The sequence below is a fragment of the Tsukamurella sp. DT100 genome, from assembly GCF_049844855.1.
In the GTDB taxonomy this organism is placed as follows: Bacteria; Actinomycetota; Actinomycetes; order Mycobacteriales; family Mycobacteriaceae; genus Tsukamurella.
Genome location: NZ_JBNCLV010000002.1, coordinates 317,314 through 342,649, shown reverse-complemented (window position 1 = coordinate 342,649; position 25,336 = coordinate 317,314). Strand labels below are relative to the sequence as shown.

The following is a 25,336-nucleotide window of genomic DNA, read 5'->3' as shown; positions in this document are numbered from 1 at the left end:
ATCGCAGGGGAAGGCGCATAATTCGTTCATGTCCTTCGCTCATCGAAGCGTTTCGGAGCTGGTCGGCCAGGCGGTCGGCGATCCGCTCGCGCCGTTCGCGCTCCGGCCCGAGAAGCAGCACGTCATCGCTCCCGGCGGGGACGCGGTGGTGGGCTACGCGATGCGGCTCGGCGTGGTGGTCGCGAGCGGCGACCCCGTCGGCCTCACCGGCGAGGCCCGCGCCGCGGCGATCGCGGAGATCGTGCGGCGCGCCGGGCGCCGGCCGATCGCGGTCCTCGGCGCGGGCGAGGCGTACCGCCCGCTCTGGGAGGCGCACGGCCTGCGGGCCGTGCCGATCGGCCGCGACGTCGTGATCGACACCGGATCCTTCGACCTCGTGGGCCGACGGTTCCGCAACCTGCGGCAGGCGGTCTCCCGCACCCGCAACGCGGGCGTCACCGTCGAGATCGTGCGAGAGGGCGACGTCACCGACCTGGAGCGGCAGGCCGTCCGCCGGATGGAGACCCTCGCGGGGCACGATCCCACCCGCGGCTTCTCGATGATCCTGGGGCGCATGCTCGACGGCGCCACGCCCGACGGGGTCTTCGCCCTCGCCAGGACGGCCGACGGCACCGTCTGCGCCGCGCACCGGTACCTGCCCGCCGGACCCGAGGACCTCTCGCTCGACCTGCCGCTCCGCGCGCGCCGGGCGCCCAACGGCGTGGACGAGCGGCTCACGCTGGAGACCATCGTGTGGGCGCGCGACCACGGCTACAAGCGCGTCTCCCTCGCCTTCGCACCCTTCCCCGACCTGTTCGCCGACGACGCGACGGCCCTGCGGCATCCGTGGGCCCGCGCCGCGGCCCGGCGGGCCGTGCACGCCTTCGACCCGCTGCTGCACGTCGAGCGGCTGTACCGCTACCTGCGCAAGTACCGCTCCTTCGACCAGGAGCGCGCGGTCCTGCTGCGGCCGCGCCAGGTCGTCCGGGTCGCGGCCGCGCTGATCCTGCTCGAGTTCGGCCGCTACGGCCAGGGCGGCCGACTCTGAACCGGCGCCGCGCCGTCAGGCCCGTGGAAGGCGGTCCTGCGCGCCGTCGACACCGAGGATTCTGCGACCGTAGGTCGTCACCAGCGCGGCGCGTTCGGCTCCGCGCGGGGCGCCCGGCGTGCACGCGAGCTGGTTGACCGCGGTGATCGCCGCCATCACCGCGACGCGCCGCGCGGCGGGATCGGCGTCATCGACGCTGCCGTACAGGTGGACCCATTCGCCGACGTAGGCCCGCTGAGGCTCGATGAGGACTGCGCTCTCCCGCTCGGCGAGCTCGCCGATCTCGGAGACGATCGCCTGCGTCATCCCGGGGTGGCGCACCGCGAAGCCCGCGTACCGCCCCACGATCGCGTGGAGCGCAACACCGGGGTCGTCGGTGGCGGCGAGTACCTCGTCGAGATCCACCTGGACGAAACCGTTGGCGCGATGCAGGGCCGAGGAGAGGATCTCCTCCTTACTGGCGAAGTGGTTGTAGAGGCTCGACGGCGCGAGGTCGACCGCGGCGGCGATGTCCTCCAGCGCGACCCCGTCGTAAGTCCGGGCCGCGAACAGCTCGACCGCGGCAGCGAGGATCTGCTCACGCTTGGCGATCCGGGCGAGGCCTCGCGGCGCGGCGACGGACGGCGAGTCGGCAGCGAGCGGGCCCGTCGCGGCGCGGGACACCAAGGCGGACAGGAGCGAGCGCATCGGCGGCTCGGTCGACTCCGTGGCGTGCATCGCCGTGCTGAGCAGGACGCCGAGCACCGCGATCGATCGGGCCCTCGCCCCGGCACCGCCGCCCGGCGCCGCGACCGCCGCGTCGAGGTCCGCCAGGAGGGACTCGCGGACCGCAGCGACGGCGTCCGCCGGGAGGTAGCGGGCCTCCCGGATCCAGAGCCGGCCCGCGGCGCGGTGCGCGAGCATCCGGTCGATCAGGGGTCCGAACCGGTCCGCCTCCGACCCCGCAGCGAGCGCCTCCCGCAGGCCCTGGACGTAGCCCTCGAAGGCCGCCGCGAGCATCGCCTCCTTGTTGGCGAAGTGCCGGTACAGGGCGGACGGGCGCACGCCCACGGCCTCGGCGACGGTGCTCATCGCGACGTTCTCGTAGCCGCGGGCCGCGAACGCCGCGGCGGCGGCATCGATGATCAGCTCGCGCCGGTTGGCCGGCCGCGAGCGCACCACCGATGTCGTCTCCATGGCGTACAAGACTAGGGCGCCTAGATCATGTACCCGCCCCCGCACACCAGAGTCTGCGCGCTGACGTAGTCGGACTCCGGCCGGCACAGCAGGTACACGGCGCCGGCGGCCTCCTGGGGAGTGCCCGCGCGGCCGAGCGGGATCTGGGCCGCCATCGCGTCGAGCAGCTGGGGATTGACGCCCACCTTGATCTCGCGTCCCGCGACGTCGATGCTGCCGTCGCCGCCGGCCGGGGCCTCGGTCAGGCGCGTGGTGATGAGTCCGAAGGCGACGGTGTTGACGGTGACGTTGTACCTGCCCCACTCCTTGGCGATCGTCTTGGTCAGACCCGTCACGCCCGCCTTCGCCGCGGCGTAGTTGGCCTGCCCCGCGTTGCCGCCGAGCCCGGCGATCGAGGAGATGTTGACGACCTTGCGGCAGGGCACCTCACGGCCCTCCGCGCGGGCGGCCTTGACGAGGCCCGAGATCACCGGCTGGGCGGCGCGCAGGATCCGGAACGGGGCCTTGAGGTGCACGTCGAGGATCGCGTCCCACTGCTCGTCGGTCATCTTCTGCACGACCGAGTCCCACGTGTACCCGGCGTTGTTGACGATGATGTCGAGCCCGCCGAGCTCGTCGACGGCCGTGCCGACGAAGCGCTCGGCGAAGCCCTCCTCGGTGACGCTGCCGGCGCAGGCCACGGCGCGGCCACCGGCGGCCTCGATGTCGGCGACGGTCTGCGCGGCCGGAGCCTCGTCGAGGTCGTTGACCACGACGGCGGCGCCGTCGGCGGCGAGCTTGAGGGCGATCTCGCGGCCGATGCCGCGGCCGGAGCCGGTGACGACGGCGACCTTGCCGGTCAGTGCGGACATAGGTGGTACTCCTTCGGGGTGGGGGTCAGAGATCGACGACGGCGGTGCCCGTGAGGGTCGTGGTGCCGTCGGCGAGGGAGACGGTGAGGTCCAGGGTGGCGGTGCTCGCGGCCCCGTCGACCGCGACGACCGTGCCCCGGCAGACGGGCTCCGCATGCACGGGCGTGATGGCGACGAACCGCACCGCGAAGCTGCGGATGCGCTCCACGCCGACCCAATCCGTCAGCAATCGGCCCAGGTGCGCCATGCCGAGCATGCCGTGGGCGAAGACGTCGTCGAGTCCGGCGGAGCGGGCGACGTCGAGGTCGATGTGCATGGGGTTGTGGTCGCCGCTCGCGCCCGCGAACAGGGCGAGGGTGGTGCGGGTGATCTCGCCGACGGCGAGCGGGGGCAGCTCCGTACCCACCTCGATGGTCGTGCTCATGCGGCGGCCTCCTGCGGGCGACGGACGACGATCGTCGAGGTGGCGGTGGCGACGGGCTCGCCGTCGCGAAGGAACTCGGACTGCTTGACCAGGAACTCGAGGGCACCGCCGCTCTTGACGTAGACGTCGACGATGTTCTCCCGCACGGTGATCCGGTCTCCGGCGCACACGACGGAGTGGTGGTCGAAGCGCTGCTCGCCGTGCAGGATGTGGCGCAGGTCGATCCCGAGCGCGCCGAGGTAGCCGAAGGGCTCCGGTGCCTCGAGCGCCAGGCTGAAGACGAAGGTCGGCGGCGCGGGCAGGTCGCGATGGCCTGCGGCCCGGGCCGCGTCGAGATCGGTGAACACGGGGTCGGTCTCGCCGATCGCCTGCGCGAAGAAGCGCAGCCGGCCGCGCTCGACGTCGACGGCGAACTCGGGCAGCGCCAGGGCCAGGGCGGCGTCGCGGTCGATCACCGGTCACCCCGCTCGTACAGCGTCACCACGGCCGCCCCGCCGAGCCCGATGTTGTGCTGCAGGGCGAGGGTCGCACCGTCGACCTGGCGGGCGCCGGCCTCGCCGCGCAGCTGCCAGGACAGCTCCGCGCACTGGGCGAGGCCCGTCGCGCCGAGGGGATGTCCCTTGGACAGGAGGCCACCCGACGGGTTGGTGACCACCGCGCCGCCGTAGGTGTTGTCGCCGTCCTCGATGAACTTCTCCGCGGTGCCGTCCGGGGTGAGCCGCAGGGATTCGTAGGAGAGGATCTCGTTCGCCGTGAAACAGTCGTGCAGTTCCACGACCCGCACGTCTCCCGGGGCGACGCCCGCGGCCTCGTACACCTGATCAGCGGCGCGGCGGCTCATGTCCGCGCCCACGAGGTTCATCAGCGAGCCGTCGAATGTCGCGGCGCCGTCCGTGGTCATCGCCTGCGCGGCGATCGCGACCGTCGTGCGCAGGCCGCGGGCGCGGGCGAACTCCTCGCTCACGATGATCGCGGCGGCGGCCCCGCAGGTGGGCGGGCAGCACTGCAGGCGCGTGAGCGGACCGAAGATCTGGGGAGAGGTCAGCACCTGCTCGACGGTGACCGGGTCCCGGAACACTGCGAACGGGTTGTTCGCGGCGTGGTTGCGGGCCTTGACCGCCACCTTGGCGAAGGTCTCCGGTGCGACGCCGTAGCGCTCGGCGTACTCGGCGCCCGCGCCGCCGAAGAGCTGGGCGGCGAACGGCGCTTCACTTACACCGTTCCGCTCCTCCGCGATCGCCATGAAGTCGACGAACGGGCTCGGCCGGTCGGGCCACTTGATGGCGAGCGCGCCGCGCTCCATCTGCTCGAAGCCGAAGGCGAGCACGCAGTCCGCGGCGCCGGACGCGACGGCCTGGCGGGCGAGGAAGAGCGCGGACGAGCCGGTCGAGCAGTTGTTGTTCACGTTGACGACGGGGATCCCCGTCGTTCCGACCCGGTACAGCGCGCGCTGGCCGCTGGTCGAATCGCCGTAGACGTACCCGGCGTACGCCTGCTGCACGTCCGCGAGCTCGACGCCCGCGTCGGCGAGGGCGGCCCGGACCGCGGCAGGCGCCATCACGTCGTAGGGCTCGGCGGTGCGCGGGGTGGCGAAGGGGATCATCCCGACGCCGGCGACGTATGTCCAACTCATTTCTACCTCCGTACGATTGGATATTCACATTTATTGCACGACTCCACCCTGACATGCAATAGTCGATCTCGTTGTAGCCGCCGTCACACTGGTAGTCGTTCACTCTCCGGAGGATTGAAGTGCAGATCACCCAATCGCTGTCCCAGACCGCCCAGGCCGTGCCACACCACGTCGTGACGGTGTACCGCGACCGCCGGCGCACGGCCGCCGAGGTCGCCGACCGGGTGGCCCGGCTCGCCGGCGCGTTCCGCGACCTCGGCGCGCGCGAGGGTGACCGGATCGGCATCCTGTCGCTCAACAGCGACCGCTACCACGAGTTCCTGCTCGCGACGCCCTGGGCGGGGTGCGTCGTCAACCCCGTCAACGTGCGCTGGAGGGCCGCCGAGATCGCCTACTCCCTCGCCGACTGCGAGACGAACGTCCTGGTCGTCGACGACGCCTTCGCGCCGCTGGTCCCGGAGCTCCGCGCGCTCGCGCCGAACGTGACCTCCGTGATCCACGCGGGCGAGGGCACCGTCCCCGCCGGCATGCTCGGCTACGAGGAGCTGATCGCCTCCTCAGCGCCGATCGAGGACGCCCGGCGCGGCGGCGACGACCTGTACGGGATCTTCTACACCGGCGGCACCACCGGCACCCCGAAGGGCGTGATGCTCTCCCACCGCGCGTGCCTCACGTCGGCGATGGGCTCGCTGGTCACCACCGGCATGCTCAACCGCGGCGGCGTGCTCCTGCACGCCGCCCCCATGTTCCACCTCGCCGACCTCGCCGCGTGGACGATCGGGTGCCTGACCCGGGCCACCCACGTCATGGTCCCGTCGTTCACGCCGGCGGGCGTCGCCGCCGCGATCGAGGAGCACCGCGTCACCGACGCCCTGCTCGTGCCCACCATGATCCAGCTGCTCATCGACTCCCCCGAGGGCCGCGCGGCGGACCTGTCGAGCCTGACCCGGATCATGTACGGCGCCTCCCCGATCTCCGAGGCGGTGCTCGAGCGGACGCACGCCCTGGTCCCGGCCGCCCGGCTCACGCAGGCCTACGGCATGACCGAACTGGCGCCCGTCGCCACGCTCCTCACCGCCGAGGACCACGACGACCCCGCGCTACGGCGCAGCTGCGGACGCCCCGCCGTGCACTCCGAGGTGCGGATCGTGGGTCCCGACGACGTCGAGCTGCCCCGCGGCGAGGTCGGCGAGATCGTCGCCCGCGGCGATCACCTGATGACGGGCTACTGGAACAAGGAGGCCGAGACCGCCGACGCGTTGCGCGGCGGCTGGATGCACACCGGCGACGCGGGCTACATGAACGACGACGGGTACGTCTTCGTGGCCGACCGGATCAAGGACATGGTGATCACCGGCGGCGAGAACGTCTACTCGGTGGAGGTGGAGAACGCGCTCGCCAAGCACCCCGCCGTCGCGCAGGTCGCCGTGATCGGCGTGCCCGACGAGGAGTGGGGCGAGCGGGTGCACGCCGTCGTCGTGCTGGCCGCCGGCGCCGCCGTCACCGGCGACGAGCTCCGCGGCTTCGCCCGGGAGTACATCGCGAACTACAAGCTGCCGCGGTCCGTCGCCTTCGTCGAGGCGCTCCCCGTCTCCGGCGCGGGGAAGATCCTCAAGCGCGACCTGCGACAGCAGGACTGGTCACGCGCCTGACGCGCCGCCGGCAGGCGTCCCCGGACAGCACTGCGCCCCCGCCGAAAACGGCGGGGGCGCAGGACGTGTCAGGGGATCAGCCCAGGCGCTGCTTGAGCGCGTCCAGCTCGTCCTTGAGGCCGGTGGGCAGCTTGTCGCCCACGAACTCGAACCACTCGTCGATCGACGGCAGCTCGCCGCGCCACTCGTCGACGTTCACGGCCAGCGCCTCGGCGACGTCGGCGACCGGGGTGTCCAGGCCGGTGAGGTCCAGCTCCTCCGGGGTGGCGACGATGCCGACCGGCGTCTCCTGGCCGGTGACGTTGCCCTCGATGCGGTCGACGATCCACTTGAGCACGCGGCTGTTCTCGCCGAATCCGGGCCACAGGAAGCGCTTGTCCTCGCCGCGGCGGAACCAGTTCACGTAGAACACGGCCGGCAGCTTGGACTCGTCGGCCTGCTTGCCGATGTTGAGCCAGTGATCGAAGTAGTCGCCCACGTTGTAGCCCAGGAAGGGCAGCATCGCCATCGGGTCGCGGCGGACGGTGCCCACCTTGCCCTCGGCGGCGGCGGTCTGCTCGGAGCCGACGGTCGCGCCCATGAAGACGCCGTGCTTCCAGTCGCGCGCCTGCGTGACCAGCGGCACCGTCGTCTTGCGGCGGCCGCCGAACAGGATGGCCGAGATCGGCACGCCCTGCGGGTCGTCCCACTCGGGGGCGATCGACGGGCACTGCGACATCGGGGTGGTGTAGCGCGAGTTCGGGTGCGCGGCCACGGTGACGACGCCGTCCTCGTTCTCGGCCGAGGAGCTCTCCCAGTCGTCGCCGCGCCAGTCGGTGAGGTGCTGCGGCGCGGCCGACATGCCCTCCCACCAGACGTCGCCGTCGTCGGTCTTGGCGACGTTGGTGAAGATGGTGTTGCCGGCGTCGATGGTCTTCATCGCGTTCGGGTTCGAGTCCATCGACGTGCCGGGGGCGACGCCGAAGAAGCCGAACTCGGGGTTCACCGCGTAGAGGCGGCCGTCCTTGCCGAAGCGCATCCAGGCGATGTCGTCGCCGACGGTCTCGGCGCGCCAGCCCGGCAGGGTCGGCTGGATCATCGCGAGGTTGGTCTTGCCGCAGGCCGACGGGAACGCCGCGGCGATGTAGTAGACCTTCTCCTCGGGCGAGATCAGCTTGAGGATCAGCATGTGCTCGGCGAGCCAGCCCTCGTCGTGCGCCATGGCCGAGGCGATCCGCAGCGCGTAGCACTTCTTGCCCAGCAGGGCGTTGCCGCCGTAGCCCGAGCCGTACGACCAGATCTCGCGGGTCTCCGGGAAGTGGGTGATGTACTTGGTCTCGCTGCACGGCCACGCCACGTCGGCCTCGCCCGGGGCGAGCGGCTTGCCCACGGAGTGGATGGCCTTGACGAAGAAGCCCTCGTCGCCCAGCTTCTCCAGCACCGCGGTGCCCATGCGGGTCATGATCTTCATCGAGACCACGACGTACGGGCTGTCGGTCAGCTCGACGCCCAGCTTCGGGTCGTCGGCGCCCAGCGGGCCCATGCAGAAGGGCACCACGTACATGGTGCGGCCCTGCATCGAGCCGCGGTACAGGTCGGTCATCGTCGCGCGCATCTCGGCGGGACGGACCCAGTTGTTCGTCGGGCCCGCGCCCTCCTTGGTCTCCGAACAGATGTAGGTGCGCGACTCCACGCGCGCCACGTCCGCCGGGTCCGAGAGAGCCAGGAAGGAGTTGGGCTTCTTCGCGTCGTTGAGCTTGGTGAACGTGCCCGCTGCGACCATCTCCGAGGTCAGGCGATCCCACTCCTCGTCGGACCCGTCCGCCCACACCACGCGATCGGGCTGCGTGAGCTCGGCGACCTCGCGCACCCATGCGATGAGCTGCGCGTGCTTCGTGGGGACCGAATCCCCCTCGAGGCCGGGAATGGTGGCTGACGTCATGTGTGTCATCTCCGAAAGTCGTACCGAACCTTTGAACCAGTGTCACACATCGGGCAAGGTCACAGAACCGAGGGTGACGTGCAACATCTCACATCACACATCGGCCACTTCCGCCGCGCCCGGCAGGAAGCCGACGCGCACCAAGTAGTCGACGTAGACGTCGAGCCCGGCGTCCCCGACGGGGCCCCGCTCACCGTCGAGCCCGATGCGCCCGTCGGCGGCACTCGTCGGGGTCCAGCCCCCGCCCTCGCCGACGGTCTCGCGCTCCAGACCTGCGCGGATGAGCAGGATGGCGCGGGCGAGCGCCTCCGCCACCTCGGGCCGGTCCCGGAAGGCGGCGGTCTGCCGCTCCAGGAAGACGTGCCCCGGCACGGCCTCGACGGGGTAGCCGCCGCGGCGCAGCGCACCGACGATCTCGGCCCAGCTCACCCGGGATCCGCTGCCCACCTCGAGCGTGCGCAGCGGCTCGGCGCCGACGCGCAGGACGTCGACCATCGCCTCGGCCGCCCGGTCGACGGGGGTCATCTCGATCGTCTGGTCCAGCAGCTCCGACGGTGCCGCCCCCACCGTCGCGATCGACCGGACGAGGTTCCAGAAGGCGTCGTCGGTGTTGGTGGCGCCCGAGTCCAGGGACCCGGTCAGCAGGCCGGGCCGCAGGATCGTCGACCGCACGCCGCTCGCCGCCGCGAGCTCCACGACCCGCTCGGCCACCCACTTGGAGTGCGTGTACCCGGCGTCGGGGATCTCCTCGAACGCGCCCGCCGCCGAGATGGTGGAGACGAACTGGAAGACCGTCCCCGGCCGGCGCGAGGCCAGCTCCAGCAGGAACCGCGTCGAGTCCACGTTGGCCGCCCGCAGCCGCGCGTACGGCTCGACGTGGTTGACCCGCGCGCCGCAGTGGATGATCGCGTCGACCTGCTCGATCACGCGGTCCCAGACGGCGGCCTCGACCCCCAGGGCGGGCAACGCGAGGTCGCCGGGGAGCGCGGTGATGCGGTCCTCGTAGCCGTCCGACCAGGAGCCGTAACCCCGCATGGTCGTGCGGATGCGCTCGAGCCCCGACGCCTCGTCGCGGGCGCGGACCAGGGCCTGCACGCGGGCCGTCGGATCGGCCTCGAGCACGGCGCGGATCAGGTGCCCGCCCAGCAGGCCGGTCGCGCCGGTGACCAGGACCTCGTGGCCGGTGGGCGTCACGTCGGGCGCCGACGGCGCGAACCGCACGTCGTCGACGGGGACCTCCACCGCCCGGGGCCGGCCGGCCTCCGACAGCGACGCCAGCACCGACGCCGGCGTGGCGCTCTCGAAGAGCCCCGCGATCGGCACCCGCACCCCGAAGTCGACGTCCACGCGGTCCACCAGCCGCATCAGCGACAGCGAATCGCCGCCGAGCTCGAAGAAGGAATCGTCGAGCCCCACGTCCTCGGCGTCGAGGACCGACTCGAACAGCGCGACCATGGCCCGCTCCTCGTCGGTCTCCGGCGCGCGGTACCCGGCGGCCGCGGCGAACACCGGCTCCGGCAGCGCCGCCCGGTCGAGCTTGCCGCTCGGGGTGAGCGGCAGGGCGTCGAGCACCACGACGAACGGGACCATCGCGGCGGGCAGCCGCCGCGCGACGACCGCGGTCACCTCGTCCGGCGCGAGGCCGGGCGCGACGACGTAGCCGACGAGCCGGCCGCCGCGGGCGCCGTCGCGCACGAGGGCGACCGCGGCGCTCACGCCGGGGACCGAGGTCAGCGCCGCCTCGACCTCGCCCAGCTCGATCCGCACGCCGCGGATCTTCACCTGGTCGTCGGCGCGGCCCACGTACTCCAGGGCACCGTCGGGCAGCCACCGCACCAGATCGCCCGTCCGGTACATGCGCGCCCCGGCCCCGCCGTACGGGTCGGCGACGAACCGCGACGCCGTGAGGCCCGGACGGCCCACGTAGCCGCGGGCGACCGCGGCACCGGCGACGTACAGCTCGCCCACGACGCCCGGCGCGACGCGCCGGAGGGCACCGTCGAGCACCCGGACCGCCATGCCGCGGACGGGCCGGCCGATGGGCACCGGGCCGGCGCCCCCGGGGCGGATCCGCGCGAAGGAGACGGCGATCGTCGCCTCGGTGGGGCCGTAGGCGTTGACCAGCCGGCGGCCGCGGCCCCAGCGGTCGACGAGCGCGCGCGGCACCGCCTCGGCGGCCACCACCAGCGACGTGAGGCCCCGCATCCGCCCGGCGGGCACCGACGCCAGCACGGACGGGGTGAGCACCGCGTTGGTGACCCGGTGCTTCTCGACGAAGTCGGCGAGCTCGCGGCCCGCGCGCACCGTCGCCGAGACGACGAGCGTGCCGCCCGTGCCGAGGGCGCACAGCAGCTCCCACACCGCCGCGTCGAAGCCGACGGAGGCGTTGTGCAGCATCCGCGTCCCCGGGCCCAGGTCCAGCTCGTCGAAGGTCCGCACCAGGTCGGCGAGGCCGGCGTGGGTGACCGCGACGCCCTTGGGCGTGCCCGTCGAGCCGGAGGTGAAGATGACGTAGGCGGCGTCCTGCGCGGTCAGCGGCGACCGCCGGTCGGCGTCCGTGACGGGCTCGTCCCCGGCGTCACCCGGGCCGGCGTCGAGCAGCGCACCGTCGACCTCGAGGACGGGGTGCGCGTCGGCGAACATGGCCTCGATGCGCTCGCGCGGCGTCGCGGCGTCGATGGGCAGGAAGGCAGCGCCCGCCTTCGCGACGCCGAGCACCACGGCGACGAAGCCGATCGAGCGCGGCGCGGTCACGGCGACCACGTCGCCCGGGCCCACGCCCTCGGCGAGGAAGCGTCGCGCCCACCGGTTCGACAGCGCGTCGAGCTCGGCGTAGCTGAGCGGGGCGCCGTCGCCGGCGACGGCGCGGGAGCGGGGGCGGGCCGCGGCGCGTCGGGCGAAGAGCTCCGGGAGCGTGCGGGCCGGGACGCCGCCGATGGCGCCGCCCCAGCGGCGCACGAGCAGCCGTTCGGTCTCGCCGGTGCCGTCGACGTCGGCGAGGCGGGCGTCGGGCCGGGTGACCGCGGTGGTCAGCACGCGGCGCCACCGGTCGATCAGGTCCTCGACCCGGCCGCGGTCCAGCGCGTCGGTGCGGAAACCCGCGCGGACGTGCATGGTCCGCCCCGGGACCACGGCGACGGAGAGCGGGTAGTGGGTGGCCTCGTCGCCGTGCACGTCGACGACCTCGACGTCGGTGCCGGGGATCGTCGCGCCCGCCGTCGACGGGTAGTTCTCCACCACGAAGAGCGAGTCGAAGAGCTCGTCCCGGCCGGTGGCGCGGGCGATCTCGGTGAGGCCGAGGTGCTGGTGGTCGAGCAGGCGCACGTACTGCTCCTGCACGCCGAGGGCGACCTCGCGGACCGTCGCGCGCGGGTCGAGGGGGACCCGCACCGGGGAGGTGGTGATGAGCAGGCCCACCAGGTCCTCGACGCCGTCGAGCTGCGCGGGGCGGCCCGACTGCACGGACCCGAAGACCACGTCGCCGCGGCCGGTCGCGCCGCCCAGCGCGATCGCCCACGTCGCCTGCAGCACCGCGCCGGGCGTGGTGCCGAGCGTGCCCGCGAGGCGGGTGACGGCCGCGTTGAGGTTGTCGGGGACGATCGCACGCACCTCGTCGTGTCCCTCGCCCGACGGTCCGCCGTCGGCCCCGGACCGCAGCGGGCGGTCGCGCGCGACGAGCGTCGGCTCGTCGAGGCCGTCCAGCTCCGCCGCCCAGACGGCGCGCGCGGCCTCCCGGTCGCGCCCCTGCAGCCAGGTGAAGTAGTCGCGCAGGCCCGCCCGCGGCCCGCCGAGGGCGTCGGGATCGATGCCCGCGTACCCCGCCAGGAGATCGCGGAAGATCACCGGCGCCGACCAGCCGTCCCACAGGATGTGATGGTTCGTCACCACCAGCCGCACGTCGCGCTCGCCCACCCGGACCAGCAGGAACCGCATGCCGGGTTCGCGGTCGAGGCGGAAGCCGCGGCGCCGCTCGGCGGCGGCCAGCTCGACGAACCGGGCGTCCGGGTCGTCCTCCGCGCGCACGTCCTCGTGGCGGAAGGGCACCGGCCCGGGCGCCGCGATGACCTGGACGGGGGCGTCCAGCCCGTCGGCGACGAACCGGGCGCGCAGCGCCTCGCGGCGGGCCAGCAGCGCGCGCACCGATTCGGCGAAGCGGTCCTCGTCGAGGACGCCCTCGAAGTCGATCACCGTCTGCACGACGTACGGATCGGCGGCGTCGCCCGCCGCGTCGCCGAGTTCGGCGTGGTAGCGGAATCCCTGCTGCAGCAGCGTCAGCGGCAGCACGTCCTCCAGGCCCGGGTACCGCTCGTCGAGGCGCTCGACCTGCTCGCCCGTGAGCGCGACCAGCGGGAAGTCCGACGGGGTGTGCCCGCCGCCGCTGCCCGCCGCGGCCACCACGTCACGCAGCGCGTCGAACCACAGGGCGCCGAGCCGGCGGACCGCGTCCTCGTCGATCAGCGCCGGTGCCCACGTCCAGGCCGCGACCAGCTCGGGCCCGTCCGCGCCGTCGCGGGCGACGGCGTTCACCTCGACGGCGTGCATCAGCGCGAGCGCGTCGGGCGCCGGGGAGAGGTCGGGGAAGCGGCGGTCGGGCGCCCACGCCTGATCGCCCGCGCCGGTCGTGCGGCCCAGGTAGTTGAAGCCGATCTCCGGCTGCGGCAGCGCGGCGAGCTCCGCCGCCGTGCCGTGGCCGTGCTGATCCGGCCCGCTCGCTCGGCTCCCGGCGCCGCCGTACCGCGCGAGGCCGTAGCCGAGGCCGCCGCCGGGCACGGCCCGCAGCTGCTCCTTGATGCGCTTGACCGCCGTGGCGGGACCGTCCGTGCCCGGCCGCAGCCGCACGGGGTGGACGTTCGTGAACCACCCGACGGTGCGCGAGAGGTCCAGCCCGGGCGCCAGGGACTCGTCGCGGCCGTGGGTCTCCACCTCGACGAGCGCGGAGTCGGCGCCGCGGCCGCGCTCGCCCGCCCACGCGGTGACCGCGGTCGCGAAGGCCGCGAGCAGCACGTCCTGCACGCCCGCGTGGAAGGACTCCGGCACCGCGCCCAGCAGCGGCCCGGCGATCTCGGCGGGCAGCGTCAGCTCGGCGCGGCCGGCGGCACCGTGGGTGTCGCGGGCGGGGTCGAGGGCACCGTCGACCAGCGACGGCGCACCGTCGAGCACCGACCGCCAGTGCTCGACGTCCTCCGGTCCCACCTGCGCGGCACGGTCCGCGAGCACCGTCGACCAGCGGCGGAAGGAACTGCCCACCGGGGCCGTCACCACGGGCCGGCCCGTCGAGGCGGCGTGCCAGCCCGTCGCGAGGTCGGTGAGCAGGATGCGCCACGAGACCCCGTCGACCACGAAGTGGTGGGCCGCGACCAGCAGCGCGCCCTCCCGCTCCGGGCCCAGGTCGAACCACACGACCCGCAGCAGCGACGGTGCGCCGGGCCGCAGCAGGGACGTCACGCGGCGGTGCTCGGCGGCGATCATCGCGCCGACCTCGTCGATCGACAGACCGGTGGCGTCGACGCGGTCCACGACGTCGGCCGCGGCGACGGCACCGACGGGCCGCACCACGAGCGACGAGCCGCCCCCGGGCGCCGTGCCGATCTCCGCGCGGAGGGCGTCGTGCCGGTCGAGGATCGCCTGCGTCAGGGCGTGCAGCGTCTCCGTGCCCACGGCCGACGGGGTGCGGACCAGCACCGACTGGTGGAAGCCCTCGGGGGTGCCGCCGTGCGCGGCGAACCAGGACAGGACCGGTGTGGGCGCGATCTCGCCGACGCCGTCGTCGGGCACCGCGTCGGCGGGGTCGGCCCGGCGGGCCACCGCCGCGAGGCCCGCGACGGTGCGGTGCGCGAAGACGTCGTGCGCGGTGATGGTGAGGCCCGCGGCGCGGGCGCGGCCGACCAGCTGGATCGACGTGATGGAGTCGCCGCCCAGCTCGAAGAAGGAGTCGTCGACGCCGACCTGCTCGCGGCCGAGCACCTCGGCGAAGACCCCGGCGAGGATCTCCTCGGCGGAGGTGCCGGGCGCCCGGTACGGGGCGTCGTCGCCGGCGTCCGGCACGGGCAGCGCCGCGCGGTCGACCTTGCCGTTCGCGGTGAGCGGCAGCGCGTCGAGCACGAGCACCCGGGCGGGCACCATGTGCGCGGGCAGCCGCCGGGCGGCGTGCGCCCGGACGTCCGCCTCGGACGCAGTGCCGGTGACGTACCCGACGAGGCGCCGGGCGGCACCGTCGCCCTGCACGACGACGGCCGCGCCGCCGACGCCGGGGCACGCCGCGAGCGCCGCCTCGACCTCGCCGGGCTCGATCCGGAAGCCGCGGAGCTTCACCTGGTCGTCGGCGCGGCCCACGTACTCCAGCTCGCCGCCGGGCAGCCAGCGCACCAGGTCGCCGGTGCGGTAGACGCGCGCGCCGTCGGCGCCGAGGGGATCGGCGACGAAGCGCGACGCGGTGAGCGCGGGCAGGCCCGCGTAGCCGCGGGCCACGCCGGGCCCGCCGACGTACAGCTCGCCCACGACGCCCGGCGGCACGCGCCGCAGCCCGGCGTCGAGGACGTAGGCGCGGGAGCCGCCGATGGGCTTGCCGATGGAGACGGCGCCCTCCCCCGGGGTCAGCGGCCCGACGGTCGCGGCGACGGTGAGCTCGGTGGGGCCGTAGGCGTTGATCAGCCGCCGGCCCGGCGCCCAGGTCTCGACGAGCGCGCGCGTGACGGCCTCGGCGCCGACGGTGAGCGAGGTGAGGCCGGGCATCCGGCCCGGCGTGATCGACGCCAGCACCGACGGGGTGATGAGCGCGTGCGTGACGCCGTGCTCCTCCACGAAGTCGGCGAGCTCGTCGCCCACGCGGGTCTCGCCGGAGATCCGCAGCGTGCCGCCGGTGGCGAGGGCGCTGAGCAGGTCCCAGAAGGAGATGTCGAAGCCGACGGAGAAGTTCGACAGCACCTGCGCGCCGGGGCCCGCGCCGGTCCCGGCGGCGATCGCCGCGGCCAGGCCGGCGGCGCCGGCGTGCGGCACGACGACGCCCTTGGGGGTGCCGGTGGTGCCGGAGGTGTAGACGACGTACGCGGCGTCGTCCGGCCGCAGCGGCCCGCCGCGCTCGGCGTCGGCGAGCGGGGAATCGTCGAATTCGTGCAGGTCGGGGGCGGTGTCGGCGCCGATCACGAGGCGCGGCGCCGCGTCCTCCAGCAGGAACGCGATGCGCTCGGCGGGGTACGCGGGATCGATCGGCAGGTAGGCGGCGCCGGCGCGCAGTACGGCCAGCTCCGCCACGATCAGGCGCGCCGAGCGCGGCACGGTCAGCGCGACCACGTCGCCCGGCCGGACACCCTCGCCGCGCAGGTACCGCGCCCAGCGGTTCGCCGCGCGGTCGAGATCGGCGTAGGTCAGGGACTCGTCGTCGTCGGCCAGCGCGAGCGCGTCGGGCGTCGCCGCGATCCACTCGTCGATCAGGTCGGGGACGGTCGCGGTGCGCTCCGGGCCCGACGGTGCGCCCCACGCTTCGAGGGTCGCGGGCTCGGGGTCGAGCAGCACGTCGAGGGCGGCCACGCGGGTCCGCGGGTCCGCGGCGACCTGCTCGAGCAGCCGCCGCCAGCGCGCGACGAGGGCCTCCACGGTGGCGCGGTCGAAGACGTCGGTGCGGTACTCGACGCCGCCGGTGAGGCCGTCGGCGGACTCGGTGACGCTGAACAGCAGGTCGGCGCGGGAGGTCCCGGCGGCCATCGGCGCCACCTCGGCGCCGAGCACGTCGCGCAGGTCGCCCCAGCCGGGATCCTCGTTCCAGCCGAGGATCACCTGGAAGATCGGGTGCCGGTCGGCGGAGCCGCGCGGCTGCATCGCCACCATCTCACCGAAGGGGACGTCCTGGTTCGCGTAGGCGTCGAGCACCGTCTCCCGGGTGCCCCGCAGGTAGTCGCCGAACTCCGCCGACCAGTCGACGGTGGCGCGCAGCGGCAGCAGGTTGACGAACATGCCGACCACGTCGTCGCACGACGCGGGGCGGCCGGACGCGGCGGTGCCGATCACCACGTCGTCGCCGGCGCCGAGCTTGGACAGCAGCGCCGCGAGGGCGGCGTAGTGGACCATGAACAGGCTCGCGCCGTGCGCGCGCGCGAGCTTCCGCAGGGGCTCGGCGAGCTCCGCGGGCCACGCGAAATCGACGGTGCCGCCGTCGAATCCGTTGTCGGCGGGGTACGGGCGATCCACGGGCAGCACGGTCTCGGCCGGCGCACCGTCGAGCGTGCGGCGCCAGAAGTCGCGCTGCGCGACGACGGGACCGTCGGGGTCCCGCAGGCGCTCGAGCTGCCAGGCCGCGAAGTCCGCGTACTGCACGGCCGGGGCGCCGAGGTCCGGCGCGACGCCGGAGCGGCGGGCGGCGTAGGCGGCGACGAGGTCGCGCAGCAGCGGTCCCACGGAGGCGCCGTCGCCGGCGGTGTGGTGCAGCACGAGGACCATGCGGGGCGGCTCGTCGGGATCGGGATCCTCGAGCAGCCAGCCGCGGAAGGGCGGCTCGGCGGCGAGGTCGAAGGCGTACGCCGCGCACTCCCGGGCGACGGCGTCGCGTTCCTCGGCGGGGACGGTGCGCCGCTCCAGCAGCCGGTCCTCGTCGACGGGGACGGCGAGGTCCTGCACCACGTCGTCGTCGCGCAGCCGCAGCACGGTGCGCAGCGCCCGGTGCCCCACCACCACGTCGCGCACGGCGCGGGCCATCGCGGCGGCGTCGATCGGCTCGTCGAAGTCCAGGACCAGCGGCATGTTGTAGACCGGCGAGGGCCCGCCCAGTTGGAAGTCGCGGAACAGCCCCGCCTGCGCGTGCGAGGCGGGGGCCTCCGTCACGTCGCCCAGCGCGGGGATCGACGGGCCGGCCGGGCGGGAGGTCGACGGTGCCGTCTCGTCCACGGTGCCCAGCGCGAGGCCGCTCAACGGCCGCACGGCCGGGGCGGCGACGGGCGGCGCGGTCGCGATCAGCGCGGCGATGCCGCGGGGCGTGGGGTTGTCGAAGACCTCCACCACGGGGACCTGCACACCCCTCAGCTCGGCGATCCGGTCGGTGACCCGGACCGCGACCAGCGAGGTGCCGCCCAGGTCGAACAGCGAGTCGTCCGGGCCCACCTCGGGAACGCCGAGGATCCCGCCGAGCATCTCGGCGACGAGCGCGACGTCGTCCCCACCGGTCGTCGCGGCGGCCGGGGTCGTGGGCGCCTCGGGCGCGACGTCCTCGGGCACGGCCTCGAGCAACGGCCCGAGGAGCGCGTCGGGGTCGGCGACGAGCGCCGCGATGGCGCCGCGCCACTCGGCCGCGAGCGCCGCGACCTGCGGGGCGTCGAAGACCCCGGCCCGGCCGCGGACGTCGAGGGTGAGCCCACCGTCCACGGCGAGGGCGACGAAGGCGAGGTGCCGGACGGGCCCGGCGTTGACCACCTCGGTGCCGCCGGGCACGCCCGCGAAGTCCTCGGGCACGGGCTGCAGGTAGTTGACGACCACGCCGGTCGAGCCGTGCTCGCCGTCGAGGGGGCGGCCGCGCTGGTGCAGGAAGGCCTGGCGGATCCCGGCGTCGACGGCCCGCAGGCACGCGCGCACCGTGCCCTCCCGGGGCAGGTCGACGCGCACCGCGATGGTGGTCCCGGCGGCACCGTCGGTGTCGAGGCCGGTCTCGTCGATGCGTCCCGAGACGGGCAGGTCCACCCGCACGCGCTCGGCGCCGGTGCGTCGCGCGGCGACGAGCGCGGCGGCCACGACGGCGACGGTGAAGTTCCGCACGCCCACAGCGCGGGCCTCGGCGTCGAGGCTGCGGACCAGGTCCGCGGGGACGGACAGCAGGGGCGCGCGGACCTGGCCGCTCGCCCCGCCCGACGGTGCGCCGCCCGGCAGGACGGCGGGCCCCGGGAGGCCGGCGCCGCGCCAGTAGGCGGCGTCCTCCCCGCGGTCCTGGGAGGAGAGGTAGCCGGACTCGGCGGCGAGCAGCGCCCGCAGCGGCCGGATGGGGTCCGCGTCGAGCGAGCGGCCCTCGACGAGGGCCGTGTACGCGGCGGCGATCGCGGCGCGGACGCGGGCGGCGGTGTAGCCGTCGGCGACGGCGAGATCGCATTCGAGGAGCAGCCGCACCCGGCGCTCGGAGGTGCGGACGAGCGCCAGTCGGACGCGGGGCTCCCGCGGTGGCGAGGCCAGACGGTCCGCGGCGAACCGCCGGGCCGCCTCCTCGGGGTCGGCCTCGCGGCGGAGGTCGACCTCCTCCACGACAACGGTGGTTCCGGCACCGACGTGCTGGGTGTGCGCCTTCTCGTCGATCCGCGTCACGAGGGGCTCGGCGGCGGTCGCCACGTAGGCGGCGGCGCGGCGCAGCACGGCGTCGTCGATGTCCCCGTCGAGGACGACGTACTCGCTGATCGTCCACACCGGGCCCGCGCCGTCGGCGCGGTGGGCGGCGAGGATGTACTCCTGCGCCCGGGTCAGCGCCACACCGGCGCGCGCGGCGCGCCTCGTCTTGAACCGGTTCGCCATTGTTCCCCTTCAATCAGGTTTGCGATCGCAACCCTATCGAACGGTGTCAAGCAATGTCGCCGCTATCCATCAGTCGCCAGCGGCCGGCGGCGAACCGCCACGTCTCGAAGGTGCCGTTCTCGCGCACCCGGTGGTAGACGTCGGCCACTCCGTCGGCGTCGAGGTCCGTGAAGACGGCGGTGCCGTCGGCGTCCGTGAGAGTGCCCGTGTCGACCATGCCGTCACCGTCGGTGTCGAGGGCGTGCACGTCGTACCAGCCGCCGTCGGCGTGCACCCAGAGCCCGCCGGGCGCGGGCTCGGCGGCGGGAACGGCCCCGTCGAACAGGCCGGAGCCGAAGGCGTCGGAGTCCGGCGATCCGAACAGCCCGAATTCAGGGTCCATATTCATTGGACGCACCGGCCTCCCGATCGGTTCCCGGTCCGCGGGCGAGCCGCAGCGCGGCGTCGGCCTCCGCGGCCACGAGCGCCGCGGCCAGCTCCACCTCCACCCGCTGCCGGAACCCGGCCGCGGCGGCGTCGGCCCAGTTCCGCCGGTCCGCCCGCGCGGTCGAGCGGCGCCGCACCCGCAGCAGCCAGACCGCCGCGCCGAGCCCCACGGCGAGGCTGATCGGCAGGGCCAGCCAGCGCAGGGCGCCGAGAGCCTCGAGGGGCGCGGCGACGGCCCGGCCGATGCCGAGCCCGGCGGAGGCGCCCAGGATCAGCACCGCCAGGTCCTCGGGCCGGCGACGGTGCGCGGGTGCCTCCGGCGGGTCGGGCCGGGGCAGCACGGGCACGGCGGGCTCCGGCGGGTCGGGCCAGCCCGCGAAGGTGCCGCGGTAGGCGGCGCACAGCTGCGCGTGCAGCGACCGTTCCAGCGCGACCGCGACCGCGGTGAGCCGGGGCCGCACGTCGGGCCCCGGCTCGTCCTCGTGGCGCCGGAAGCCCTCGGCGGAGTCCGCGAGCAACGCGGCCCGGATCCGCGCGACGGTGGAGCGCAGGTACGCGGAGCGGTCGGCCCGTTCCAGCGCCGGGCTCGGCGGCGCACCGCCCACCCCGCCCGGCGTCTCCGGGCCGGTGCCGTGGGTGTCCGGGGCCAACGGGACCGACGGGGGCCGCAGCGGCGGCGGGTCGGCGAGCGCGGCGCGGAGCGCGGCGAAGCCGCCGCCCGAGTCGGGCTGAACGCTCACCACGTCGCCGCCGAGGCGCCGCCCGGACTCCGCCAGGGTGTCCGCGGCGTGCGGGTAGACGTCGGCACCGGTGGCGGCGAGCACCGTCGGGAGGCCGGCGCGGAGCCGGCAGAGCGCGGCGGCGTCGACCGCGTCGGCGGGGACGCAGGCGTCGAGCACGTAGACGAGGGCGTCGTGGTCGCCGCGGTGCTCGCCGAGCGGCACCGGCACCCCGTCGACGCCGACGGCCGCGGCGTCCCCGCCCAGGCGGTCCGCGACGGCCACCGCACCGGCCGGGTCCTGCCCGGCCACGAGCACGGTCACGACGCCCGCCCCAGCCGGTCCAGCAGCAGCTGCTCGGCCTCATCGCGGCGCGCGCAGTCCGTGGCGGCGACGGCGCGCAGCGCACCGTCGAACTCGGCCTCCCGGCGCTCCTCGTACCCCTGCAGGGCCGCGGCGAGCGGCGGGAGCAGCGCGTCCACGCCGCTCAGCTCGCGCAGGCTGGCCAGCAACACCTCGTCGGGGATCGACGGGGTCTCGCGCAGCGCGCCGAGCGCGCACGCCAGCCCGTAGCCGCCGAACCGGCGCAGCAACGGGGCGTCCTCGCCCAGCGCCTCCGCGGCCGCGAGCGCCGATTCGGGCAGCGCGAGCCCGGACTCCGCGAGGCGGCGGATCGTGGGCAGGTCGGCGGCGTCCACCCCGTCGAGCAGCGCCATGACCGCGACGACCGGGCGGCCGAGAACCTCCCCCAGGCGCGCGGCGTAGTCGTCGGCGGCACGCCAGGAGCCCGCCGCGTCGGCCTTGGTCCACGCGATGACCGGCGGGCCCGTGGGATCGGCGTCCAGCGCCGCGATCGCCGCGCGGTCGGTGGCGCGCAGGCCACCCGCGAAGCAGTAGAGCAGTGCGTCGGCGCCGCCGTCGTCCTCGGCCGTCTCGACGGAGCGCGAGCGCAGGGCCGCGCCCAGCACCGTCGTCCCGACCCCGGCGCGGCCGAGCAGCCGCACCCGTGGCGCGCCGCGGCGCACGGACAGATCCCCCATGAGAGCCCCCGCTCCCGATCGGCGCCCCCGCGCCGATCGCCTACCGGGAGGGTACGAGCGCCTCGTCGTCGACGGTGGGCGATTGCTCCGATTCGTGCCGGCCCCCGGCCACGAAGCTCGCGAGCACGGCGCCGACCAGGCAGATCACCGCGGTCACCCCGAAGACCTCGCCGAACATCCGGCCGTAGGCCTCCTGCGTCTGGCGGGCCACCTCCATGGCCGTCTTCATGAAGTCGCCCGTCGGGGCGATCCGCGGCATCGAGTCCATGATCGAGTTGAGGCGGTAGAAGCCGAAGGTGGTCAGCGCGGCCACGCCGATCAGCATGCCGCTCATCCGGGCCACGACGAGCAGCGCCGAGGCGATGCCCGCCTGCGAGAGCGGCACCGCGCGCAGCGCCGCCGACGACAGCGGGCCGATCACCACGCCGAGCCCGAAACCGGCGATCGCGAGTGACGTGTCGAGCGCGGGCAGGAAACCGAGGTAGTGGGCCGAGAGCACGTCGGTCGGCCACTGCGCGATGAGCACGTAGCCGCCCGCCGCGACGACGAGCCCGACGACCGACACGATCCGGTCGCCGAAGCGCGTGGCCAGGAAGCCGCCGAGGATCGCGCCGACGGGCAGCGCGAGCAGGAACCGGACAAGCGTGAGCACCGCGGCCACACCGTCGCGCTGCAGCACCAGCCGCGCGTAGATCTCGACGTCGACCAGCGTCACCATGAGCGCAGCGCCGGCGCACACCGAGGCGGCACAGGCGGCGAGGAAGGGACGCACCCGCATGCCCGCGGTGTCGATGAGCTTGGTGCGGGCGAACCGCTCCCAGACGGCGAAGAGGACGAAGGCGACGGCAGCGGCGAGGAGCAGCCACGCCCCGTTCGGCGGCAGGATGTTCTCCCCGTCGGGCTCCGGGTTGTAGAGGCCGATCACCGACAGCCCCAGGGCGACGGCCAGGAGCAGCCCGCCGACCACGTCGACCTTCTGCTTCGACACCGCGCGTTTCGGGACGGTCAGTTGCAGCAGCACCATCGCGACGAGCGCGAGCGGCACGTTGATCCAGAAGACGACCCGCCAGGCGTCGTCGCGGGGCACCGAGGAGAAGTGGTTGTGCACCAGCGTCACCACGCCCACGCCCACGACGGGGCCGAGCACGCTGCCCAGCTCCTGCGCCGCGCCGACCCAGCCGAGCACGGCGGCCCGTCGGCGCGCGGACCAGAGGTCGGCGGCGAGGGCGAGGGTCACCGGCAGCAGCGCGCCGCTCGCGACGCCCTGGACGACGCGGCCCACGAGCACCTGGTCGAGGGCCGTGACGTCGATGTCGATCCCGGTCAGCGGGAGGTGGAAGGCGATCGTCAGCGTGCCCGCGAGCGCCGTCAGTACCGATCCGACGATGAACAGCGCGAGGCTGGCCTGCAGCACGAGGCGGCGGCCGAACCGGTCGGACAGGCGGCCCAGCAGCGGCATCGCCGCGATGTAGCCGAGCAGGTACCAGGTGATGATCGGGGTCGCGAGCTGGATCCGGTTGATGGGGATCTCGACGCTGCGCATGATGTCCTCGAGGACCGAGACCACCACGTAGGTGTCGAGCGCGCCGAGCAGGACCGCGAGTCCCGCGGCGCCCATCGCGACACCGCGGCCGCGCACGGGCCCCGGAGCCTGCGGCGCCGCGGTGATCGTCACTTCGCGGTCTTCGGGTCGAGCAGGGTGACCTTCTTGCCCCAGTCCGTCAGCGTCACCGTCAGGGTTCCGGCGTCGAAGCCGACGTTCGCGCGGACCAGGTTGTTCGGCGCGGCCTCCTGCACCCAGAAGGTGAGCGGGCGGTCGCCGAGCGAGGCCTTGGGGACGATGCCGGCCAGCGCGCTGCCCGGGATGATCCCGGAGACGCGGACGGCCTCGACGCCGCCGATCTGCTCGCGGCCCTCGACCTTCGGGTCGCGGACGGAGGAGATGAGGTTGGCGATGCCCTTGTCCGGGTCGAGGATGGCGGAGGCGTCGTAGATGTCGGCCGCGAGGCCCATGTCCTGGTAGGTCTGCCCCGCGCTGAACTGCGCCCACAGGTGCGCGTCGACCACCACGAACTTGGCCTTGACCTGGGTGCCGTTGAACGTGACCTCGGCGTCGCCCTGGCCGGAGACCTTCGGCTGATTGGTGAGGTAGGCGGAGACGCTCTTGACGGGCAGGTTGGGCACGGTGCCGTCGACGGAGAGGTCCAGCTGCACGTCGTGCAGGTCCCGTGCGGCCTTCGACGAGGCGTCGATCAGGGTCTTCGCGTCGGGCAGCGGCGCGTCGTTCACCTTCTGTCCTTCGCTCTTCGAGCAGGCGGCCAGGACGCCGAAGACGGCGAGCAGGGCCACCACCGTGGAGGCGAGGCGGAGCGCCGTGTGGCGAGAGTTACGCACGATCATGTGGCCAATGCTAAGTCACAAGCGAGAAGCTGGGACGATGGAGAGCGTGCCCCAGTCCCAGGATCCCCGCGCCGAGCACCGTCGGCTGTACCCCCGCGTGACCAGTTTCCGGTCCCGCCGCGCCGCCCTCACCCCCGCCCAGCAGTTGGCGATGGACACGGGCTGGGAGACCCTCGGCCGGGACATACCCCCTGCCCGGCCCGTCGCGGTGGACCCGGTCGCAGCCCCGGGCTCCGGCCCGGCGTCATCCCATGCCTCGCCCCCGGACGACGGTGCGCCCGACGGCACGCCCGGGGGCGCGCGCGAGAGCTTCCCGGCGCCGGCGCATCCGCTGGACGCGGAGGCCTGGTTCGGACGGTCCGCCCCGCTCATCGTGGAGATCGGCTCCGGCACCGGCACGTCGACGTGGGCGATGGCGCAGGCCGAGCCGGAGAACGACGTCGTGGCCGTGGAGGTCTACCTGCCCGGCATCGCCCAGCTCGTGGGGGCGGTGCAGCGCGCGGAGCTGACGAACGTGCGGGTGGTGCGGGGCGACGGGGTCGCGATGCTGGAGGACATGATCGCGCCGGGCACGCTCACCGGCGTGCGCGTCTACTTCCCGGACCCGTGGCCGAAGGCCCGCCACCACAAGCGCCGGCTGCTCCAGCCGCGCATGTTCTCGCTGATCGCGGACCGTCTGCGGGTCGGAGGGATTCTGCACGTGGCCACTGATCATGCAGACTATGCAGAGGCGATTGCGGAGACCGCACCCTCGGAGCCGCTGCTGCGGCCCGTGGTGCTGCCGCCGCGGCTCGCCGACGCCGGGCTGCCGATCTCCGTCGACCGCCCGGTGACCAAGTTCCAGGACAAGGCCGCGCAGGTGGGCCGCGAGATCCACGAGTTCGTATGGGAGCGCGTGGAGGAAGGAGAGGTGCGGTGACTCCGCTCGACGCACCCACCGACCCGCAGCCCGACGTGGCCGCGCGCGTCCTGCTCGTCTGGGACGCGCCCAACCTCGACATGGGGCTCGGCTCGATCCTCGGCGGCCGCCCGACGGCCGCGCACCGCCCGCGTTTCGACGCGCTGGGCCGCTGGCTCCTCGAGTACACGGCCGGCCTGGAATCGGACACGGACACCCGGCTCGAGCCCGAGGCCACCGTCTTCACCAACATCGCGCCCGGCACCGCCGACGTGGTCCGCCCCTGGGTCGAGGCCCTGCGCAACGTGGGCTACGCGGTGTTCGCCAAGCCCAAGGTCGACGACGACAGCGACGTGGACGAGGACATGCTCGACCACATCGACGTCCGGCGGTACTCGCCGGGCCTCGGCGGGCTCGTCGTCGCCTCCGCGGACGGCCAGGCCTTCCGTGAGCCGCTGGAGGAGATCTCCGCAAGCGGCGTACCGGTTACCGTCCTCGGGTTCCGCGAGCACGCCGCCTGGGCGCTGGCGTCCCCTACTCTGGAGTTCGTCGATCTCGAGGACATCGCCGGGGTGTTCCGCGAGCCGCTGCCACGGGTGAGCCTCGATTCGCTGCCCGACGAGGGTGCGTGGCTGCAGCCGTTCCGTCCCCTGTCCTCGCTACTTTCGAGCCGGGCCTAGCCCTAGAACC

16 protein-coding genes are annotated in these 25,336 nt (G+C 74.3%); 4 read left to right on the top strand and 12 right to left on the bottom strand.

The window, feature by feature from the left end:
* Positions 1-28: 28 nt before the first annotated feature.
* Positions 29-1,027 (top strand): phosphatidylglycerol lysyltransferase domain-containing protein, encoded by a 999-nt coding sequence (locus ACLQ3K_RS05250; protein ID WP_425997585.1) that lies wholly within the window; start codon positions 29-31, stop codon positions 1,025-1,027.
* A 15-nt stretch (positions 1,028-1,042) separates the two neighbouring features.
* On the opposite strand, the gene ACLQ3K_RS05245 is transcribed toward ACLQ3K_RS05250, so the two are convergent.
* Genes ACLQ3K_RS05245 through ACLQ3K_RS05225 form a run of 5 tightly spaced genes read right to left on the bottom strand, consistent with a single transcriptional unit; the run spans position 1,043 to position 5,111 of the window.
* Positions 1,043-2,203 (bottom strand): TetR/AcrR family transcriptional regulator, encoded by a 1,161-nt coding sequence (locus tag ACLQ3K_RS05245; RefSeq protein WP_425997583.1) that lies wholly within the window; start codon positions 2,201-2,203, stop codon positions 1,043-1,045.
* A gap of 20 nt (positions 2,204-2,223) precedes the next feature.
* Positions 2,224-3,054, bottom strand: coding sequence for an SDR family NAD(P)-dependent oxidoreductase (locus tag ACLQ3K_RS05240; RefSeq protein ID WP_425997581.1), 831 nt, complete (start codon positions 3,052-3,054; stop codon positions 2,224-2,226).
* Between the two features lie 25 nt (positions 3,055-3,079).
* Positions 3,080-3,478: a MaoC/PaaZ C-terminal domain-containing protein gene (locus ACLQ3K_RS05235; RefSeq protein WP_425997579.1), complete on the bottom strand. Its 399-nt coding sequence runs from the start codon at positions 3,476-3,478 to the stop codon at positions 3,080-3,082.
* Positions 3,475-3,933 (bottom strand): MaoC family dehydratase N-terminal domain-containing protein, encoded by a 459-nt coding sequence (locus tag ACLQ3K_RS05230; protein ID WP_425997577.1) that lies wholly within the window; start codon positions 3,931-3,933, stop codon positions 3,475-3,477. Before ACLQ3K_RS05230 ends, ACLQ3K_RS05235 begins: the two co-directional genes overlap by 4 nt.
* Entirely contained in the window at positions 3,930-5,111 is a 1,182-nt protein-coding gene (locus tag ACLQ3K_RS05225; RefSeq protein ID WP_425997575.1) for a lipid-transfer protein, read from the bottom strand. The genes ACLQ3K_RS05230 and ACLQ3K_RS05225 overlap by 4 nt, the downstream gene beginning before the upstream one ends.
* Positions 5,112-5,230: 119 nt before the next feature.
* Here ACLQ3K_RS05225 and ACLQ3K_RS05220 point away from each other — a divergent pair, with 119 nt between their 5' ends.
* Positions 5,231-6,763 carry a long-chain-fatty-acid--CoA ligase gene (locus ACLQ3K_RS05220; protein WP_425997573.1) on the top strand — a complete coding sequence of 511 codons (1,533 nt, stop codon included), beginning with the start codon at positions 5,231-5,233 and terminating at the stop codon, positions 6,761-6,763.
* A 76-nt stretch (positions 6,764-6,839) separates the two neighbouring features.
* Here the strand turns inward: ACLQ3K_RS05220 and ACLQ3K_RS05215 are convergent, their stop codons facing one another.
* The 7 genes from ACLQ3K_RS05215 to ACLQ3K_RS05185 all read right to left on the bottom strand — a co-directional run bounded on the left by ACLQ3K_RS05215 (position 6,840) and on the right by ACLQ3K_RS05185 (position 23,748).
* Positions 6,840-8,684 (bottom strand): phosphoenolpyruvate carboxykinase (GTP), encoded by a 1,845-nt coding sequence (locus ACLQ3K_RS05215; protein WP_425997571.1) that lies wholly within the window; start codon positions 8,682-8,684, stop codon positions 6,840-6,842.
* Between the two features lie 93 nt (positions 8,685-8,777).
* Positions 8,778-19,163 (bottom strand): amino acid adenylation domain-containing protein, encoded by a 10,386-nt coding sequence (locus ACLQ3K_RS05210; protein ID WP_425997569.1) that lies wholly within the window; start codon positions 19,161-19,163, stop codon positions 8,778-8,780.
* 46 nt (positions 19,164-19,209) lie between these two features.
* Entirely contained in the window at positions 19,210-19,545 is a 336-nt protein-coding gene (locus tag ACLQ3K_RS05205) for a DUF6802 family protein (protein WP_224650490.1), read from the bottom strand.
* Positions 19,535-20,632 carry a hypothetical protein gene (locus ACLQ3K_RS05200; RefSeq protein ID WP_425997567.1) on the bottom strand — a complete coding sequence of 366 codons (1,098 nt, stop codon included), beginning with the start codon at positions 20,630-20,632 and terminating at the stop codon, positions 19,535-19,537. The genes ACLQ3K_RS05205 and ACLQ3K_RS05200 overlap by 11 nt, the downstream gene beginning before the upstream one ends.
* Positions 20,629-21,348: a hypothetical protein gene (locus ACLQ3K_RS05195; protein ID WP_425997565.1), complete on the bottom strand. Its 720-nt coding sequence runs from the start codon at positions 21,346-21,348 to the stop codon at positions 20,629-20,631. Before ACLQ3K_RS05195 ends, ACLQ3K_RS05200 begins: the two co-directional genes overlap by 4 nt.
* A 40-nt stretch (positions 21,349-21,388) precedes the next feature.
* Complete coding sequence (locus ACLQ3K_RS05190) at positions 21,389-22,966, bottom strand: MFS transporter (protein WP_425998127.1); 1,578 nt, start codon at positions 22,964-22,966, stop codon at positions 21,389-21,391.
* Positions 22,967-23,019: 53 nt separating this feature from the next.
* The gene (locus ACLQ3K_RS05185; RefSeq protein WP_425997563.1) at positions 23,020-23,748 is read right to left on the bottom strand and encodes an LppX_LprAFG lipoprotein; all 729 of its coding nucleotides are present in this window, start codon (positions 23,746-23,748) and stop codon (positions 23,020-23,022) included.
* 37 nt (positions 23,749-23,785) lie between these two features.
* On the opposite strand from ACLQ3K_RS05185, the gene trmB reads away from it, so the two are divergent.
* Positions 23,786-24,667 (top strand): tRNA (guanosine(46)-N7)-methyltransferase TrmB, encoded by an 882-nt coding sequence (trmB, locus tag ACLQ3K_RS05180; RefSeq protein WP_224650458.1) that lies wholly within the window; start codon positions 23,786-23,788, stop codon positions 24,665-24,667.
* Positions 24,664-25,326 carry an NYN domain-containing protein gene (locus ACLQ3K_RS05175; RefSeq protein ID WP_224650456.1) on the top strand — a complete coding sequence of 221 codons (663 nt, stop codon included), beginning with the start codon at positions 24,664-24,666 and terminating at the stop codon, positions 25,324-25,326. Before trmB ends, ACLQ3K_RS05175 begins: the two co-directional genes overlap by 4 nt.
* Positions 25,327-25,336: the final 10 nt, after the last annotated feature.